The sequence below is a fragment of the Qipengyuania gaetbuli genome (genome assembly GCF_020524765.1).
Taxonomy (GTDB): domain Bacteria; phylum Pseudomonadota; class Alphaproteobacteria; order Sphingomonadales; family Sphingomonadaceae; genus Qipengyuania; species Qipengyuania gaetbuli_A.
The window spans coordinates 644,829-661,219 of the sequence record NZ_JAIVLR010000002.1; the positions used below are offsets into that span (position 1 = coordinate 644,829).

Sequence of the window (16,391 nt, forward strand, 5' to 3'; positions counted from 1 at the left end):
CCATGCCCGAAAGCGAGCTCCAGATTCCCAAGCGCACGATCGAGATCGATCCTGCCTCGATAGACGCGCCGCCGCGCAGCGCCTTCGTCGAACTCGGCATCGTGTCCTGTTTCAGCTTCCTGCGCGGGGCATCGGATGCGGTGGACCTCGTGCTCAAAGCCCGCGCGCTGGGCTACGACGCGATCGGGATTGCCGATGCCAACACCATGGCCGGCGTGGTGCGCGTCCATACCGAGGCGGCAACGCTCAAGCTGAAGCCCTGCATCGGCTGCCGGATCGAAACGGTCGAAGGGTTGGCTTTCCTCGCCTATCCGAAGGACCGCGCGGCCTATGGCCGGCTCTGCCGCCTGATCTCGGCTGGGCGGATGCGCACGCTGGACGGCGAATGGCAGGAGAAGGGGGAGTGCCACATCTCGCTCTCCATGCTCGCCCGCCATGCAGAGGGCGTTCAGCTGATCCTCGTGCCCCCGCGCGATCTGGCGCAGGAATACACCGTGCCTGCATGGGCCGGGAATGTCGTCGGGCTGGCGGGAGAGAAGCTGCAGGAGCACCTTGCCGCGCCCTTTGCCGATATCGTGCCGCAGCTTGCCGCCGGACTGCCCAGTTTGCGCCATATCGCGGCGGCCTATCTCTACACCGACAGCGATATCGCCCGGATCGAGCAGCTCGACGCGCTGGCGAAGGCGAACGGCCTGTCGATCCTCGCCACGAACGACGTGCACTACGCGGGGCCGGAAAGGCGCCCGTTGCAGGACGTGATGACCGCGATCCGGCACAAGACCACTGTCGCGGCCGCAGGGCACCTGCTCCACGGCAATGCGGAGCGTTACCTCAAGCCGCCTGCGACCATGGTCCGCCTGTTCGAGCGCTGGCCGCACGCCATCGCGGCTGCGCGCGAAGTGGCCGATGCCTGCAATTTCAGCCTCGACGAGCTGAAATACGAATATCCCGAAGAGCTCTATCCCGGCGGGGTCGAGCCGCAGGACTATCTCGTCTCCGAGACGTGGAAAGGAGCCGAATGGCGCTATCCCGCGGGTATTCCCGAAAGCGTGGCGGAAACCTTGCACAAGGAACTGGCGCTGATCGGCAAGATGGAGCTGGCGCGCTATTTCCTGACCATCAAGGACATCGTCGATTTCGCGCGCGAGAAGGTCGACCCGCCGATCCTGTGCCAGGGGCGCGGCAGCGCGGCCAATTCGGCCGTTTGCTACTGCCTCGGCATCACCAGTGTCGATCCGGCGCAGCACCAGCTGCTGTTCGACCGCTTCATCTCCGAAGACCGCAAGGAGCCGCCCGATATCGACGTCGATTTCGAGCACGAGCGGCGCGAGGAAGTGATCCAGTATCTCTACCGCAAGTATGGCCGCCACCGCGCCGGGCTGTGCGCCACTGTCATCCATTACCGCCCGCGCATGGCGATCCGCGAAGTGGGCAAGGCGATGGGGCTGAGCGAGGACGTGACCGCCGCGCTCGCCAAGACGGTGTGGGGCGGCTGGGGCCGCGAGATCAGCGAGAAACACGCTGCCGAAACAGGCATGGACGTGACCGATCCGCATCTCAGGCGCGTTCTCAAACTGACCGAGCAAATGATTGGAATACCGCGTCATTTGTCGCAGCATGTCGGCGGGTTCATCCTCACCGAAGGCGCGCTGACCGAAACGGTGCCGGTCGGCAATGGCGCCATGCCCGATCGCAGTTTCATCGAATGGGACAAGGACGATATCGAGGCGCTGGGCATCCTCAAGGTCGACGTGCTGGCGCTGGGCATGCTGACCTGCATCCGCAAGTGCCTCGACCTGCTCGACGACCATCACGGCCGCACGCTGACGCTCGCCTCGGTCCCGCGCGAGGACCCGGAAACCTATGCCATGCTGCGCAAGGGGGATTCGCTCGGCGTGTTCCAGGTCGAAAGCCGGGCGCAGATGAACATGCTGCCGAGACTGCGGCCGCGCGAATTCTACGACCTCGTCATCCAGGTCGCCATCGTGCGCCCGGGTCCGATCCAGGGCGACATGGTCCACCCCTATCTGAAACGCAGGCGCGGGGCGGAACAGGTGGTGATACCCGCGCCGTCGCCGCAGCACGGCCCGCCGGACGAGCTGTCCATCATTCTCGAGCGCACGCTGGGCGTGCCGATCTTCCAGGAACAGGCGATGAAGATCGCGCTCGATGCGGCGAAGTTCTCCTCGAAAGAGGCGAACCGGCTGAGGAAGGCCATGGCGACCTTCCGCAGTCGCGGCATGGTGGACGAATTGCAGGACATGATGGTCGAACGCATGGTCGCGCGCGGCTATGACCGCGACTTCGCCCAGCGCTGCTTCAACCAGATCCGGGGGTTTGGCGAATACGGCTTTCCCGAAAGCCACGCGGCCAGCTTCGCGCATCTCGTCTACGTGTCGAGCTGGCTGAAATGCCACTTCCCGGCGGCCTTCGCCTGCGCGCTCCTGAATTCGCAGCCCATGGGCTTCTATGCGCCCGCGCAGATCGTGCGCGATGCGGCCGAACACGGTGTGCGCGTGCTGCCGGTGGATGTGAACCTGTCGCAGTGGGACTGCACGCTGGAAGAACTCGCTGCGGCGAGTGGCGGCCAGGGCGACAGCGGCCGGCTCGACCGGCACGTGGCTTTGCGGCTGGGCCTGAGGCAGGTGGACGGCCTGCCCGAAGCGGTCGCCGCGCAACTCGTCGCCGAGCGCGAGGAGAACGGCGCCTACGAGGACGTGCGTGCGCTGCGCGACCGTGCCCGGATCGGTCCCGCCCACGTGGAACGGCTCGCCAGCGCGGATGCCTTCGGTTCGATGCACCTGTCGCGCAGGCAGGCCCTGTGGGATGCGCGCAGCCTCGTCGGCGGGGCGGACCTGCCGCTGTTCGCCGCTGCCGCCACGCGCGACGAGGGGGCGGAGGTTCGCCGCACCACGCTGCCGCAGATGCCTTTGTCCGAGGAAGTGGTGGCCGATTACCAGACCACGCGTCTCAGCCTGAAGGCGCACCCGATGGCGTTTCTGCGCGCCAGCCTTGCCGAACGTGGCTTCGTGCGTGCCTGCGATCTGAGGGCGCGCAAATTCCGCTCCATGGTCCATGTCGCGGGCGTGGTGCTGATCCGCCAGCGGCCGGGTTCGGCCAAGGGCGTGTGCTTCATCACGCTGGAGGACGAGACGGGCGTCATCAACCTCGTCGTCTGGCCGGACCTGAAGGAAAAGCAGCGCCGCGTGGTCATGGGCTCGCGCCTGATGGAGGTGCGCGGGCGCGTCGAATATGATGACGAGGTGATCCACGTGATCGCGCATCACATGACCGATGCGACTGACCAGCTGCACAGGCTGTCCGACGACATGCTCAACGCGCCGCTCGCACGGGCCGACCATGTCTCCTCGCCGCTGCCGGACAAGTTCAACCCGCGCGACAACCTGCGCGAGGGGCATGACGATCCCTACCAGCCGGTCGAACCGTGGCAGGAACCGCCGCCGGGCAACCGCGAATGCGGCTGGCATCAGGGGCATCCGCGCGACGTGCGGATCATTCCGAAATCGCGCGACTTCCACTGAGGCTGCGGCTAGGGGCGCGGGCATAATGGGTCTCGAAACGCTCCTCGCATTCCTTCTCGTAACCGCCACGACCAGCATCGTGCCGGGGCCGTCCATGATCTTCGTGATGAGCCAGGCGATCTGGCGGGGCCCGCGCTCGGGCTGGGCGGCGCTAATGGGCATGCAGATCGGCTATTTCGTGTGGTGGGCCTTTGCCGCGCTGGGCCTCGGCGCGCTGGCCGCTACCTATCCGCTCGCCTTCCGACTGCTGGCGATCGCGGGCGTGCTTTATCTCGCGTGGCTCGGCCTGAAGGCGATCCGCCATTCCTTCCATGCGGGGGAGGACGGAGTGGAACCGGTCCGCCAGGTATCCGGCCACGCCTTTCGCGACGGGATCGCGGTCGCCATCGGCAATCCCAAGTCGCTGGTCTACATGGTCGCGATCATCCCGCCCTTCGTGGATCCGGCGAAAAGCGTGCCGCTGCAGATCGTGGTGCTGGCGCTGGTCGCGCTGGTCGCCGACCTCGTGATCGGCTGGCTCTACATCGCGGCGGGCAAGCGCCTGGCGCGCTTCATGGAACGCGCCGCGACCCGCGTGTGGATCGATCGGGGCATCGGAATCGTATTCATCCTGATCGCAGGACTGATCCTGGTCGATCTGATGGGTACGCAGGTTTGAAGCTCACCATATCGAGGCACATCGGCAAGTATATCGGCGACCGGCGGGTCATTCTGCTGCTGGTCGCCGCAGCGCTGTTCGTGGCGGGACGCAGCTGGCTTGCGGCGCATCCCCAACACGATCCCTGGGCCCCGCTAGACCTCAATGATCCGGTGGGCTGGGCGACGGAGGCCAAGCTGCGCTCCCTTGCCGGCGACGTGCCCCAATGCCGCGCCGTGCTCGAGCGTAGCGGCATCGAATTTACCGCCCTGCCACCGGAAGGCGAGGGAGCGTGCCGCCGCGAGGACCGCACGCAGCTTGCAGACTATCCGCTCAGCCCCGACACGCCGCCTACGACTTGCCCGGTCGCCATTGCGATGGAGCTATGGCAGCGCGACGCGCTCGAGCCTGCCGCGCAGGAAATATTCGGTGCCGGCATCGCGCGGATCGAGCATCTGGGCGCCTACTCCTGCCGCCGCCTCTACGGGCGCGAGGATGGTCCGTGGAGCCAGCACGCGACCGGCAATGCCATCGACATTGCCGGTTTCGTCCTCACCGACGGAACCCGGATCAGCGTGCTGGGAGACTGGCAGGGCGAGGGCGACAAGGCCCGCTTCCTGCGCGCGGTTCGCGACGGCGCCTGCGAGGCTTTCGGCATCGTCCTGTCGCCCGACTACAATGCTGCCCATGCCGACCATCTGCACCTCGACATGGGTGCACGGCGGGGTGGGCTGTGCCGGTGACCTAGACGAACAGAGCCTGCACACAGGGCCGCATGCGCGCCCGGTCGGTCTGCACGAAACCGGACTGCCCGAAATCGCCGAGATAGGCCGTGCCGCGATCATCCACGGCATGGACGCAGTCGAAACGGTCATCGTCCTCGGGCACGAAAATCGTCACCGGGCGACCGGCCGGGATGCCGTCGAAATGGCCGGCCGATACCTTCGCCGCCGCGCAGATGCGCCGCCCGTCGAGGTCAAGGCCTTCGGGATAGTGGGCGTAATTCACCGCGAAGAGGATGTGCGAGGGGACAAGGCCGTCGGTCCACTTCACCGAAAACACGCCGTTCGCAGTTTCGGTCACCCGCGGTTCCGGCAGGCCGTAGAGCTTGGAAAAGCGACCGAAGACATTGCGCAGCTCGCTCGCCGTCCAGCCACTTACGCGAAGGTCCAAGGCCCTCGATGGCACTTTCGCCAGTTCGGCGGCTTCCCGTGCCTCGCGCGTCGCCTTGAAATGGCGGCCCAGCAATAATGCGCCGACGAATATTGCAATGAACGCGTAGCCGACGAATTCCATCTCCGCAGCTTTAGACGGGTTCGAAGGAATATCCAGCGCTGCGGACGGTGCGGATCGGGTCCTTGGCGCCGTCGACCTCCAGCGCCTTGCGCAGGCGGCGGATGTGCACGTCGACCGTGCGCAGTTCGATGTCGCTTTCGGTGCCCCAGACCCCGTCGAGCAGCTGGTTGCGGCTGAACACGCGGCCCGGGCTTTCGATGAAGAACTTGAGCATCCGGTACTCGGTCGGGCCGAGCTTGAGCTGCTTGCCGCGGCGGGTGACCTTGTGCGCCACGGGATCGAGCGTCAGATCGCCTGCATCGATGCTTTCACCTGCCAGTACGGGCCGGATACGGCGCATGACGGCCGCCACGCGGGCCAGCAGCTCGCGCGGCGAGAAGGGCTTGGTCAGGTAATCGTCCGCGCCCGTTTCCAGGCCGCGGACCCGGTCGTCTTCCGCCTCGCGCGCGGTCAGCATGATGATCGGCACGTGCGCGGTCGCCTTGTCGCGGCGCAGGCGGCGGCACACTTCGATGCCGCTGGTCCCTTCGATCATCCAGTCGAGGATGACGAGGTCGGGCGTTTCCTCGCTGGCAAGGAGGATCGCCTCGTCGCCGTCCGGCGTTGTGCGGACCTCGTAGCCTTCGTTCGAAAAGCGGTATTCGAGCAGCTCGGAAAGGGCGGGATCGTCCTCTACGAGCAGGAGTTTTGCAACCTGCACCTTCGCGTCTCCATGCGAGCGGTTTTTCTCGTTCGACATGGCTCTATGACCTTCAGGCTACAGGAATATGTCAGTTATCCTCGTCGACCGGATATTGTCCGGTGGCGGCGAAATGGACCATTTCGGCCACGTTTGTCGCATGGTCTCCGATGCGTTCCAGATTGCGGGCGACGAACAGGAGCTGCGCAGCGCTGGAGATCATCGAGGGGTTTTCGACCATGTGGCTGACGAGGTTGCGGAAGATCGAGTTGTAGAAGGCGTCGACCTTCTCGTCCGCCAGGATGACTTCCTTCGCCAGTTCCGGGTCGCGGGCGGCGTAGGCGGTCAGAACGTCGTGGACCATCTCGCTGGCAACTTCGGCCATGGCGGGAAGCAGGGTGAGCGGTTCGAACTTCTTGCGGTTGTCGCCGATCTCGCGGCTCGCCTTGGCGATGTTCTTGGAATAGTCGCCGATACGCTCGACCACGCCGGCGATCTTGAGTGCGGCGATGACTTCGCGCAAATCGTCCGCCATCGGCGCACGCAGCGCGATGATTCGCACGGCCAGCTTGTCGATCTCGCTTTCGAGCGCGTCGATCTTCTTGTCGCCCTTGACGACTTTCTTGGCGAGGTCGTCGTCACCGCGCACCAGCGCATCGAGCGCCTGCTGGATCGCGACTTCGGCCAGACCGCCCATTTCCGCGATCAAGCCGCGGAGGCGCGTGATGTCTTCGTCGAAGGCTTTTACGGTATGTTCTTGCATGTTCTTACCTAGCCTTATCCGTAGCGGCCCGTGATGTAATCCTGGGTCCGCTGTTCGAGCGGATTGGTGAATATGTCAGAAGTACGACCATATTCCACCATCTTTCCGAGGTGGAAGAAAGCCGTCCGCTGGCTGACGCGCGCGGCCTGCTGCATCGAGTGGGTAACGATCACGATAGCATATCGGCCATTCAGTTCGTCGATCAGTTCCTCGATCTTGGCAGTGGCGATCGGGTCGAGTGCCGAACACGGTTCGTCCATCAGGATGACTTCGGGATCGACGGCGATGGCGCGCGCGATGCACAGGCGCTGCTGCTGGCCGCCGGACAGGGCGGTGCCGCTGTCCTGCAGGCGGTCCTTGACCTCTTCCCACAGGCCCGCGCGGCGCAGCGATTTCTCGACCACCGCGTCCAGCTCGTCCTTGCCTTCTGCAAGGCCGTGGATCTTGGGACCGTAGGCGATGTTCTCGTAAATCGACTTGGGGAAGGGGTTGGGCTTCTGGAAGACCATGCCGACGCGGGCGCGCAGCTGCACCACGTCCATGCCCGATTTGTAGATGTCCTCGCCGTCGAGCATGATGTCGCCTTCGACGCGGGCCGAAGGGATCGTGTCGTTCATGCGGTTGAGCGTGCGCAGGAAGGTCGACTTGCCGCAGCCCGACGGGCCGATGAAGGCCGTGACGTAGCGCGTGGGAATGTCGATCGAAACCTCGTCGATCGCCTTCTTGTCGCCGTAGAAAACGGAGACGTTCCGCGCGCTCATCTTGGCGTCGGTATCTTCCAGGTTTTGATGGACTACGGTCACCACTTTTTCTCGAATTTGTTGCGCAGGTAGATGGCGAGGCCGTTCATCAGCAGGAGGAACAGCAACAGGACAATAATAGCCGCACTGGTCCGTTCCACGAAACCGCGGTCGATTTCGTCGGACCAGAGGAAGATCTGCATCGGCAGGACCGTGGCAGGCGAGGTGAAGCTGTCGGGCGGGCTCGCCACGAAAGCGCGCATGCCGATCATCAGCAGCGGCGCGGTTTCACCCAGCGCGCGGGCCATGCCGATGATCGTGCCGGTAAGGATGCCGGGCAGGGCGAGCGGCAGGACGTGGTGGAAAACCACCTGGACCGGCGAGGCCCCGATGGCGAGAGCGCCGTCACGAATGCTCGGCGGGACGGCCTTGATCGCGTTGCGCCCGGCAATGACGATGACCGGCATGGTCATCAGCGCCAGCGTCATGCCGCCGATCACGGGGGCGGATCGCAGGTTCGGGAACAGCGTCAGGAAGACCGCAAGGCCCAGCAGGCCGAAGATGATCGACGGGACCGCCGCAAGGTTGTTGATCGACAGCTCGATGAGATCGGTCCAGCGGTTCTTCGGCGCGTATTCCTCAAGGTAGAGCGCGGCCAGCACCCCGATGGGGAAGGCCAGCAGCAGGGTCACGATCATCGTCAGGAACGAGCCCTTGAGCGCGCCCCAGATACCCGCCTGCTGCGGATTGGTCGCATCCGACCGGGCGAAGAAGCCGGTGTCGAAGTTCTTGTCGATCTTGCCCGCTTCATCGAGCTGCTGTGCGAGCGCCTGCATCTGCTCCGACCCTTCGCCGGCATAGCCGCTGGCAAGGCTGGCGCTGGCAGGAAGCCAGAAGGTTTCCTGCCGGTCGAGAATGGACGGATCGGCGGCAATCGCGTCGGCGACATCGCGCCATGCCTGCGCACCGAGCTGTTCGGCCGCCTCGTCGCCCAGCGACTGCTCGGCGAAGAATTGCACGACTTCGGGCAGGCCCTGTCCCTGGAGGGATTGCACGGCCCCGTCGCTGGCCATGGTGGCGGGATCGGCGGAAATGCCGGCCTGCGTGAAGTCGATCGGCACTTCGAGTTCGGCGCGCTGGAAGCCGCCGATGCCGTTCAGCGTCATCGTGCCGAGCAGGTAGACCAGCACGGCGACCGAGAACACGATCGCGGCCAGGCCGAGCCTGCGGAATCGGCGCTCTGCCGCGTAACGCTTCTTGAGGCGCGCCTCGAATTCGGGCGTGCGCGTGGGGGCGATATGCTCACTCATAAGCTTCGCGGAACCTCTTGACGACGCGCAGGGCGATGAAGTTCAGCCCCAGCGTCACCATGAACAGCACGAAGCCGAGCGCAAAGGCGCTGAGCGTCGCGGGATGGTCGAAACTGCCTTCGCCGGTCAGCATGGCGACGATCTGGACCGTCACCGTGGTCATGGAATCGAGCGGATTGGCGCTGAGATTGGCGGCGGTCGATGCGGCCATGACGACGATCATCGTCTCGCCGATCGCGCGGCTGATGGCGAGCATGACGCCGGCCACGATGCCGGGCAGGGCGGCAGGCACGAGCACGCGGCGGATCGTCTCGTTGGTGGTCGCGCCCATCGCCAGGCTGCCGTCACGCATGGCCTGCGGGACCGCGGCGATGGAATCGTCGGCCATCGAGGATACGAACGGGATGATCATCACGCCCATGACGAGACCGGCTGCCAGCGCGCTTTCGCTCGAGGGATTGGACGCGCCAAGGCTGATCGCGAAATCGCGTATGGCGGGGGCGATCGTAAGCGCGGCGAAGTAGCCGTAGACCACGGTCGGGACACCGGCGAGGATTTCGAGCGTGGGCTTGATCCAGGCGCGCAGGCGCGGGTCGGCGTATTGCGTCAGATACACCGCGCTCATCAAGCCGAGCGGGATGGCCACGATCATGGCGATGATCGCACCAATGAACAGCGTGCCCCAGAACAGCGGGATCGCGCCGTAGCGGCTGCTGTCGGGGTTGTCCGGATTGCTCATCGGGTCCGGACCCCAGTGGGTGCCGAACAGGAAGTCGAGCGGGTTGACCATGCCGAAGAAGCGCATGGTCTCAAAAATGAGGCTGACGAAGATGCCGATGGTCGTAAGGATCGCGACCAGCGAGGCACCCAGCAGGATCGCCATGACGATCCGCTCCACCCGGGTACGGGCAGCGAAATCGGGCTTCAGGCGCAGGAACGACCATGCGCCGCCAAGGAAGGCGATGACCAGCGTCGCGGCGATGCCGATCCAGTTGTAGAAGGAGAGCGCCTGCCGGTAAGGCTCGACGAATTCCTTCGCCAGCGGGTTGAACACCGCCTGCGATGCGCCGGTCGCGACCGCGCGCGCTTCGTTCAGGATCGTCTGGCGCTGGAAGCCGAAGGCGGGCAGCTGGTCGGCGGCAGGCGATGCCAGCACCGACTGGGTGACGAGGCCGGGCGCGATCGCGCTCCAGGCCCCGACGAAAACCAGGACGGGCAGGATGATCCACAGCGCCACGTACCATGCGTGGTAGCTGGGGAGGCTGGCGAGCCGCCCGTCAGGGCTCGCCTTGCGGAAGGTCCACGCACGAGCACGAGCCGCCAACCATCCGGCGAGCCCGAGCCCGAGGGCCAGGAGGAGCAGAATGGTCGGCGACATTGCTTGCGTTGATACCCTTACTTCAGCTCGGAACCGTCGAGCGTGGTGTATTCGGTGACGGCTGCGGTGGCCTTGGCCATCGCATCATCGGGATTGGAGACGAGACCGATCTTGGCGAGCGCGCCGTCCCTGGCCCACATGGTCGACCACTGGGTGAGGAATTCCTTCAGGCCCGGGATCGCGTCGAGGTGCGCCTTCTTCACGTACATGAAGAGGGGGCGCGCGCCCGGATAGGCGAAGCTGGCGATGTTCTCGTAGGTCGGGTCGACGCCGTTCATGGGCAGGCCCTGCACCTTGTCGAGGTTCTCTTCAAGGTAGGAGTAGCCGAAGATACCCACTGCGTTCGGATTGCCTTCGATCTTCTGGACGATGAGATTGTCCTGCTCGCCCTGGTCGACATAGGCGCCGTCGCTGCGGACTTCGGTGCAGACCTGGTCGTAACGGTCTTCGTCGGTTTCCTTGAGCGCTGCGGTTGCAGCGTCGGTTTTGCAGCCCGCTTCGAGGATCAGTTCCTTGAGCGCGTCGCGCGTGCCTGAGGTGCTCGGCGGACCGTAGACGAGGATCGGCTGGTTCGGCAGCGAGGGATCGATGTCCGACCAGTTCTTGGCGGTCTGTTCCTTGCCGTAGGGCGAGGCGGCGAGCGCTTCGTAGACCATCTTCGGCGTCAGGTTCATCATGATGCCGCCCTTCGACGAGGCGAGGGCGATGCCGTCGAGGCCGACCTGCACTTCGATGATGTCGGTCACGCCATTGGCCTGGCAGTCGGCGAATTCACCGGCCTTCATGCGGCGCGAGGCGTGCGCGATGTCGGGCGTCTGGGCGCCGACGCCGGCGCAGAACAGCTTCATGCCGCCGCCGGTACCGGTCGATTCGATGATCGGCGAGGCGAACTGCGTGTCGCGGGCGAAAGCTTCGGAAACGGCCTTGGCGAACGGGAAGACGGTCGACGAGCCGACGGCCTTGATCTGGTCGCGGGTCGCACCGCCACCCGAATTGTCACCGCAAGCGGTCAGGGCCAGGGCCGAAGCGGCGGCGAGAGCGAATTTGAAAGTTTTGGTCATTGGGAACCCCTATGTTGTCCAACTAGCCGCGCAAGAGCGCGGATTTGTTACATGCTGACGACAAAAGTGTGACTTCCGCTAGGGGGTGCCGAATCGTTGTGGCAGCCCCTAGCGGTATCTGGATCAGAAATCGACCTGTGCGCGCACACCGACCACGTCGACCGCATAGTCACGGTCGCCCGTCGCGGTCGGGTAGATGGCACCCGAGTAGTCGAGCTTGCCGTAATTCGCGAGCAGCATGGTGTAGTCGGTCGGCTTCCAGGCGAGCGAGAGGAAATAGCCGTCCTGCGTGCCGCCGAAGATCGACTGGTCGGACAGGTCGAGCCGGTCGTAGCGCAGGTTTACCTGGAGCGAACCCATGCCGCCCTTGCCGACCGGGTTGGCCGGTTTGGTGCGATCGAAGGTGCCGCCCTTGTAACCGCGCGTGTCACCCTTGGTCAGGAAATAGCCGACTTCGGCATAGCCGCCGAAGAAGGTCGCATCGTCGATCCCGCCGGGCGTGGCCGTGTCGACCCAGTAACCTTCGATGGCGGCATGGAACGGGCCCGAAACGACTGCGCCCTCGAGGCCGTACGACGTTTCGCTTTCGATACCGAAATTGCCGGTGTTGATGAAACGTTCGGACGTGAACGCAACCAGCGGGCGCTGGCGGTAACGCGTGGTGCTGCCATCTTCGTACTGGCGATAGTGCAGCGAACCGCCGAGGTGCAGCTGGGCGCTGCCGAGCTTGGGCATGTACACGACACGGCCATCGACGCTCCAGCTATTGGTCGGCAGGTCGTCCATGTTGTCGCTGAACACGCCGCCCTGGATGAGCAGATCCCCCGGAGCATATTTGACACCGACGCCGACACGGCGGATGAAGTTGAACGCATCGGTATAGGCCGCACGCTCGATGAAGCTCGTGTGCAGGCTGCTGGTCAGCTCTTCCAGCGACTGGAAGTTGTTGAACTGGCCGACACTCACCTCGAGATCGCCATGCCCGTAGGAAATCAGCGCGTCGGTCACGGCGACATCGCTGTTCGCGAAATCGACTTCGAACTTGTAGCCGAAGCCGCCGGGGATATCACCCTGCACACCGAGGCGGGCACGGCGCACGTCGTTGCCGAAACCGGTCTCGCGACCGGTCGATTCCGGAGCTCCTACGAAGCCGGCATCATACTGCAGGCGACCGCGCGGCTTGAAGCTCCAGCCACCTTCGCCCTTGATCTCGGGCGCGCCCTTGAAGGCAATACTGGTGGAAGGCTTTTCCGCAGGTGCCTGTGCAGCTGCGAGCGCTTCGGCGCTCTGTTCGCGGGCAGTTGCAGTCTCGGTCTTGGCTTCGGCCAGTTCGCCTTCGAGCTGGTCGATACGGGCGGCCAGGGCAGCTAGCTGCGCGCGCATTTCGGCAAGGCTCTGCTCCGCAGTAGGGGCAGCCGCATCCTGTGCGGCGACGGGAGTGGCGATGGTGCAGCTCAGTGCCGCCGCGATGACGGAGAGCCTGAATGCCGGTTTCATTATGACGAATCCTTTACAAGGTTACGATCCGGCGTCGCCTCTATGACCCGATGATTACAGCCATGTGACATGTTCCGTGCGTACTCGCGCACCCTGTGGAATGGCTGTGGAAAAGCTGTGAAAAGCGCGCAAATGCGACAGAAAATCGCGGATCAGTCCGCAAGCGGGAGCGAGACCTTGACCCGCGTTCCTTCGCCCAGCTTGCTGTCGATGGAGAGTTTTCCGCGGTGCCGCTCGACGATGTGCTTCACAATGGCAAGGCCAAGACCGGTTCCGCCGGAGGCACGGCTGCGACCCGGATCGGTGCGGTAGAAACGGCGCGTGAGATGCGGAATATGTTCGGGCGCGATGCCGTCACCGCGATCGGTCACGGTCAGGAGCACGCGGGTCTCGCCCTGCGGCGATAGGCGGACGGTCACCATGCTGTCGGACGCACCGTACTTCATGGCATTATCGACGAGGTTGCGCACCAGCTGTTCGAGCTGTTGCTCGTCCCCGCGAACGACGAAGTCCCCATGTGCCTCGAAATCGAGCCGCTCCATGCGTTCAGCGCCGGCCCCGTCCTGCGCGGCGCGTTTTGCGACGGCGGCAAGGGCAACGGTGCTGGAAGGCAGATCGTGTTTTTCCGCTTCGATGCGCGACAGCGACATGAGGTCGCTGACGAGGTCCTGCAGGCGCTTGGCTTCGCGCTGGATCGTGGCGAGGAACTTGTCCGCCATTTCCGGCTCGGGACGGTCTTCCTCGCGCAGCGTCTCGACATAGCCGAGGATGGAGGCGAGCGGCGTGCGCAACTCGTGGCTGGCATTGGCGACGAAATCGGTGTGGGCGCGGCTGATGTCGGCCTCGGCGGTCTTGTTGACCAGTTCGATGACCGAGAGGTTGGTGTCGAGCAGCTTTCGGTTCACCCGCCAGATGTCGTTGCGCCGCGCAAGGCCGCGCACGATGGCTGCGCCGTCCTGGTCGCTATCGAGCAGGCTGACGGCTTCCGGCTGGCGCAGCGCCATCCTGACGTCCTGACCCAGCACGTGCGCGCCCAGCAGGCGGCGTGCGGCGAGATTGGCGACGATCACGCGTCCGCGGTCGGTCAGGAGTACGGGCGTTTCCGAATGTTCGAACAGGTCGCCCATCGAATCGCGGGAGATAGCGCCATTGCTGTTCTGCTCGACCGCAGGGGGCGGGGTTGCGCCGACGAGCCATAGCGAACCGGCCCAGACCAGCAGCACGAGCGCAACGGTAAGCAGGTCGTCGCCCAGCACGAGAAGTGCGATGGCGGTCGCCACGGCGAGGGCGAAGGCGGACCAGGGAAAGGAGCGCTCGCTCATGCAGGCGCGCTTAGCGAGGCCTGCTGGCCAGCGCCAGAGCCAATGTCTGCAAGCCTGTGGGAGATGGTGACCCGTACGGGAATCGAACCCGTGTTTCAGCCGTGAAAGGGCCGCGTCCTAACCGCTAGACGAACGGGCCACGTGAGTGGCGCTTTGCGCGGATTGCAGAAGCAATAACGCCACCGTGGTGACCCGTACGGGAATCGAACCCGTGTTTCAGCCGTGAAAGGGCCGCGTCCTAACCGCTAGACGAACGGGCCACACCCGTTGCCGGGTCGGTGGCGTGGCGGCGCACTTAGGCGGGGGCGCTCGGGGCGTCAACCCTCCAAATGCGCAAGCTGCGGATCAGTCAGCGAAAGCTGCGTCCTCGAGGTGCAATTCGGCCTGCGGGCGGCTTCCCCAATCGTCAATTTTCGCCCGGCCTGCCAGCCACAGGCGGCGCCCGCGCGAGCCGTGCAGCAGGGCCTGTCCCATCTCGCTGTCGGCAGCCCGGAAAGCGATGCCCTTGAAGCTGCGGCCGTCGTCTCCGCTCGCAACCAGGCGCACATGATCCGTGCCGACGATATCGCATTTCACCAGCCGGACCGGGCCGACCGCGATTCTCGGGCCGGGCCAGCCGACCCCGTAAGGCCCGCCGCATTCGAGCGATTCGACCAGTGCCGGCGTCAGCCCGCCCGGCGCGACCGCGATATCGAGCAGCATCTCGCGGTTCTCGCTCGCGCGGGCGACCACGCTTTCGAGATGCGCGTCGAGCCACTCGGCAAAGGCGTCGAGCCTGTCGGCGGCAACTGTCAGGCCCGCCGCCATGGCGTGCCCACCACCCTTGACCAGCAGGCCTTCCTCGCGCGCCCGGATGATCGCTGCGCCCAGATCGACGCCGGGTATCGAGCGCCCCGATCCCTTGCCTTCGCCGGCTGCGCTGTCGAGCGCCACCACGAGCGAGGGCTTGCCCGTCTTTTCCTTGATGCGCCCGGCCACGATGCCGATGACGCCGGGGTGCCAGCCATCGCCGGCAAGCACGTGCACCGCGCGGTTGTGCTGGCCGGCCAGCTGGTCCTCGGCGGCCTGCTGGACTTCCGCCTCGATCGCGCGGCGTTCCTCGTTGAGCGCGGAAAGCTGGGCGGCGATACGCGCGGCCTCATCGGGATCCTCGGTCGTCAGCAAGCGCACGCCGAGCGTGGATTCGCCCACGCGGCCGCCTGCGTTGATCCGCGGCCCCAGTGCGAAGCCGAGGTCGGAGCAGGCCGGGGCCCGCTTCAGGCGGCTCGCATCGATGAGAGCCGCCATGCCTGTATTGGCCCGCTTGCCCATCACCTTCAGGCCTTGTGCGACGAAGGCGCGATTGAGGCCGTGCAAGGCGGCGACGTCGGCCACCGTGCCCAGTGCGACGAGGTCGAGCAGGGAGAAGAGGTCGGGCTCCTTGCGGCTCTCGAAATAGCCGCTGGCGCGCAGCGTACGGACCAGTGCGATGGCGAGCAGGAAAGCGACGCCGACCGCTGCTAGGTGCCCGTGCGCTGCGGCAAGGTCGTTCTCGTCGAGCCGGTTGGGGTTCACCAGCGCGGCCGCGCGCGGCAACTCGGGTGCGCACTTGTGGTGATCGACCACGATCACGTCGATGCCTGCATCGCTTGCCATCGCCAGCGCCTCGTGCGCCATGGCCCCGCAATCGACAGTAACGATCAGGCTCGACCCGGCCTCACCAAGCTGGACCAGCGCCTCACCGGAGGGGCCATAGCCTTCGAGCAGGCGGTCGGGGATGTAATAGTCCGCCTCCACGCCAAGATCCCGCAGCAGGCGGATGAGCAGCGCCGAACTGGTCGCCCCGTCCACGTCGTAATCGCCGTAGACGGTGATCTTCTCGCCCCCGAGCACGCCCTGCGCGAGCCGGTCCGCTGCCGCGTCCATGTCGTTGAACTCCGACGGGTCAGGCAGGAAATCGCGCAGGGTCGGGGTGAGGTGCCGGTCGAGATCGTCCGGGGCCACTCCGCGCGCAAGCAGGATTTGCCGCACGATATCGTCACCGGCCGCGAAATTGCCTTGGCCGAGGTCCATATTCCCGCCGCGCCAGCGCCAGGCCTTGCCGGTGAGGGATTGCGAAACGCCGAAAACATGGGGGAGGGCCGAAGTTGCCATGGTCTCCTCCTATCGCGGCGGACCCCATCGCAG

Annotated in this window: 13 protein-coding genes and 2 tRNA genes; 3 read left to right on the plus strand and 12 right to left on the minus strand. The window is 65.3% G+C overall.

Annotation, left to right across the window (positions count from 1 at the left end; all coding sequences use genetic code 11):
- Positions 1–2 precede the first annotated feature (2 nt).
- The 3 genes from LC083_RS11640 to LC083_RS11650 are packed head-to-tail and all read left to right on the plus strand — an operon-like array spanning position 3 to position 4,922.
- Positions 3–3,542 (plus strand): error-prone DNA polymerase, encoded by a 3,540-nt coding sequence (locus tag LC083_RS11640; protein ID WP_226700527.1) that lies wholly within the window; start codon positions 3–5, stop codon positions 3,540–3,542.
- 25 nt (positions 3,543–3,567) lie between these two features.
- Positions 3,568–4,200: a LysE family translocator gene (locus LC083_RS11645; RefSeq protein WP_226700528.1), complete on the plus strand. Its 633-nt coding sequence runs from the start codon at positions 3,568–3,570 to the stop codon at positions 4,198–4,200.
- On the plus strand, positions 4,197–4,922 hold the full coding sequence (locus LC083_RS11650; protein WP_226700529.1) for an extensin family protein: 726 nt from the start codon (positions 4,197–4,199) through the stop codon (positions 4,920–4,922). Before LC083_RS11645 ends, LC083_RS11650 begins: the two co-directional genes overlap by 4 nt.
- Before the next feature lies 1 nt (position 4,923).
- Here the strand turns inward: LC083_RS11650 and LC083_RS11655 are convergent, their stop codons facing one another.
- From LC083_RS11655 to recJ, 12 genes are all read right to left on the minus strand, one after another.
- On the minus strand, positions 4,924–5,475 hold the full coding sequence (locus tag LC083_RS11655; protein WP_226700530.1) for a hypothetical protein: 552 nt from the start codon (positions 5,473–5,475) through the stop codon (positions 4,924–4,926).
- Between the two features lie 10 nt (positions 5,476–5,485).
- Positions 5,486–6,175 (minus strand): phosphate regulon transcriptional regulator PhoB, encoded by a 690-nt coding sequence (gene phoB / locus LC083_RS11660; RefSeq protein ID WP_226700800.1) that lies wholly within the window; start codon positions 6,173–6,175, stop codon positions 5,486–5,488.
- A gap of 70 nt (positions 6,176–6,245) precedes the next feature.
- A complete protein-coding gene (gene phoU / locus LC083_RS11665) occupies positions 6,246–6,917 on the minus strand; it encodes a phosphate signaling complex protein PhoU (RefSeq protein ID WP_160606669.1) in 672 nt (223 codons plus the stop codon).
- Positions 6,918–6,931: 14 nt separating this feature from the next.
- Complete coding sequence (gene pstB, locus LC083_RS11670; protein WP_222553703.1) at positions 6,932–7,678, minus strand: phosphate ABC transporter ATP-binding protein PstB; 747 nt, start codon at positions 7,676–7,678, stop codon at positions 6,932–6,934.
- Positions 7,679–7,716: 38 nt separating this feature from the next.
- Complete coding sequence (gene pstA, locus LC083_RS11675; RefSeq protein ID WP_160606673.1) at positions 7,717–8,967, minus strand: phosphate ABC transporter permease PstA; 1,251 nt, start codon at positions 8,965–8,967, stop codon at positions 7,717–7,719.
- The gene (gene pstC, locus LC083_RS11680) at positions 8,960–10,345 is read right to left on the minus strand and encodes a phosphate ABC transporter permease subunit PstC (RefSeq protein WP_226700531.1); all 1,386 of its coding nucleotides are present in this window, start codon (positions 10,343–10,345) and stop codon (positions 8,960–8,962) included. Before pstC ends, pstA begins: the two co-directional genes overlap by 8 nt.
- A 17-nt stretch (positions 10,346–10,362) precedes the next feature.
- Positions 10,363–11,406: a substrate-binding domain-containing protein gene (locus LC083_RS11685; protein ID WP_226700532.1), complete on the minus strand. Its 1,044-nt coding sequence runs from the start codon at positions 11,404–11,406 to the stop codon at positions 10,363–10,365.
- A gap of 123 nt (positions 11,407–11,529) precedes the next feature.
- On the minus strand, positions 11,530–12,903 hold the full coding sequence (locus LC083_RS11690; protein ID WP_226700533.1) for an OprO/OprP family phosphate-selective porin: 1,374 nt from the start codon (positions 12,901–12,903) through the stop codon (positions 11,530–11,532).
- A 152-nt stretch (positions 12,904–13,055) separates the two neighbouring features.
- Positions 13,056–14,225 (minus strand): ATP-binding protein, encoded by a 1,170-nt coding sequence (locus tag LC083_RS11695; RefSeq protein ID WP_226700534.1) that lies wholly within the window; start codon positions 14,223–14,225, stop codon positions 13,056–13,058.
- Positions 14,226–14,289: 64 nt separating this feature from the next.
- Positions 14,290–14,364: transfer RNA gene (locus LC083_RS11700), tRNA-Glu, on the minus strand.
- Positions 14,365–14,410: 46 nt separating this feature from the next.
- Positions 14,411–14,485 (minus strand) — tRNA-Glu (locus LC083_RS11705).
- An 85-nt stretch (positions 14,486–14,570) separates the two neighbouring features.
- The gene (gene recJ / locus LC083_RS11710) at positions 14,571–16,358 is read right to left on the minus strand and encodes a single-stranded-DNA-specific exonuclease RecJ (protein WP_226700535.1); all 1,788 of its coding nucleotides are present in this window, start codon (positions 16,356–16,358) and stop codon (positions 14,571–14,573) included.
- Positions 16,359–16,391: the final 33 nt, after the last annotated feature.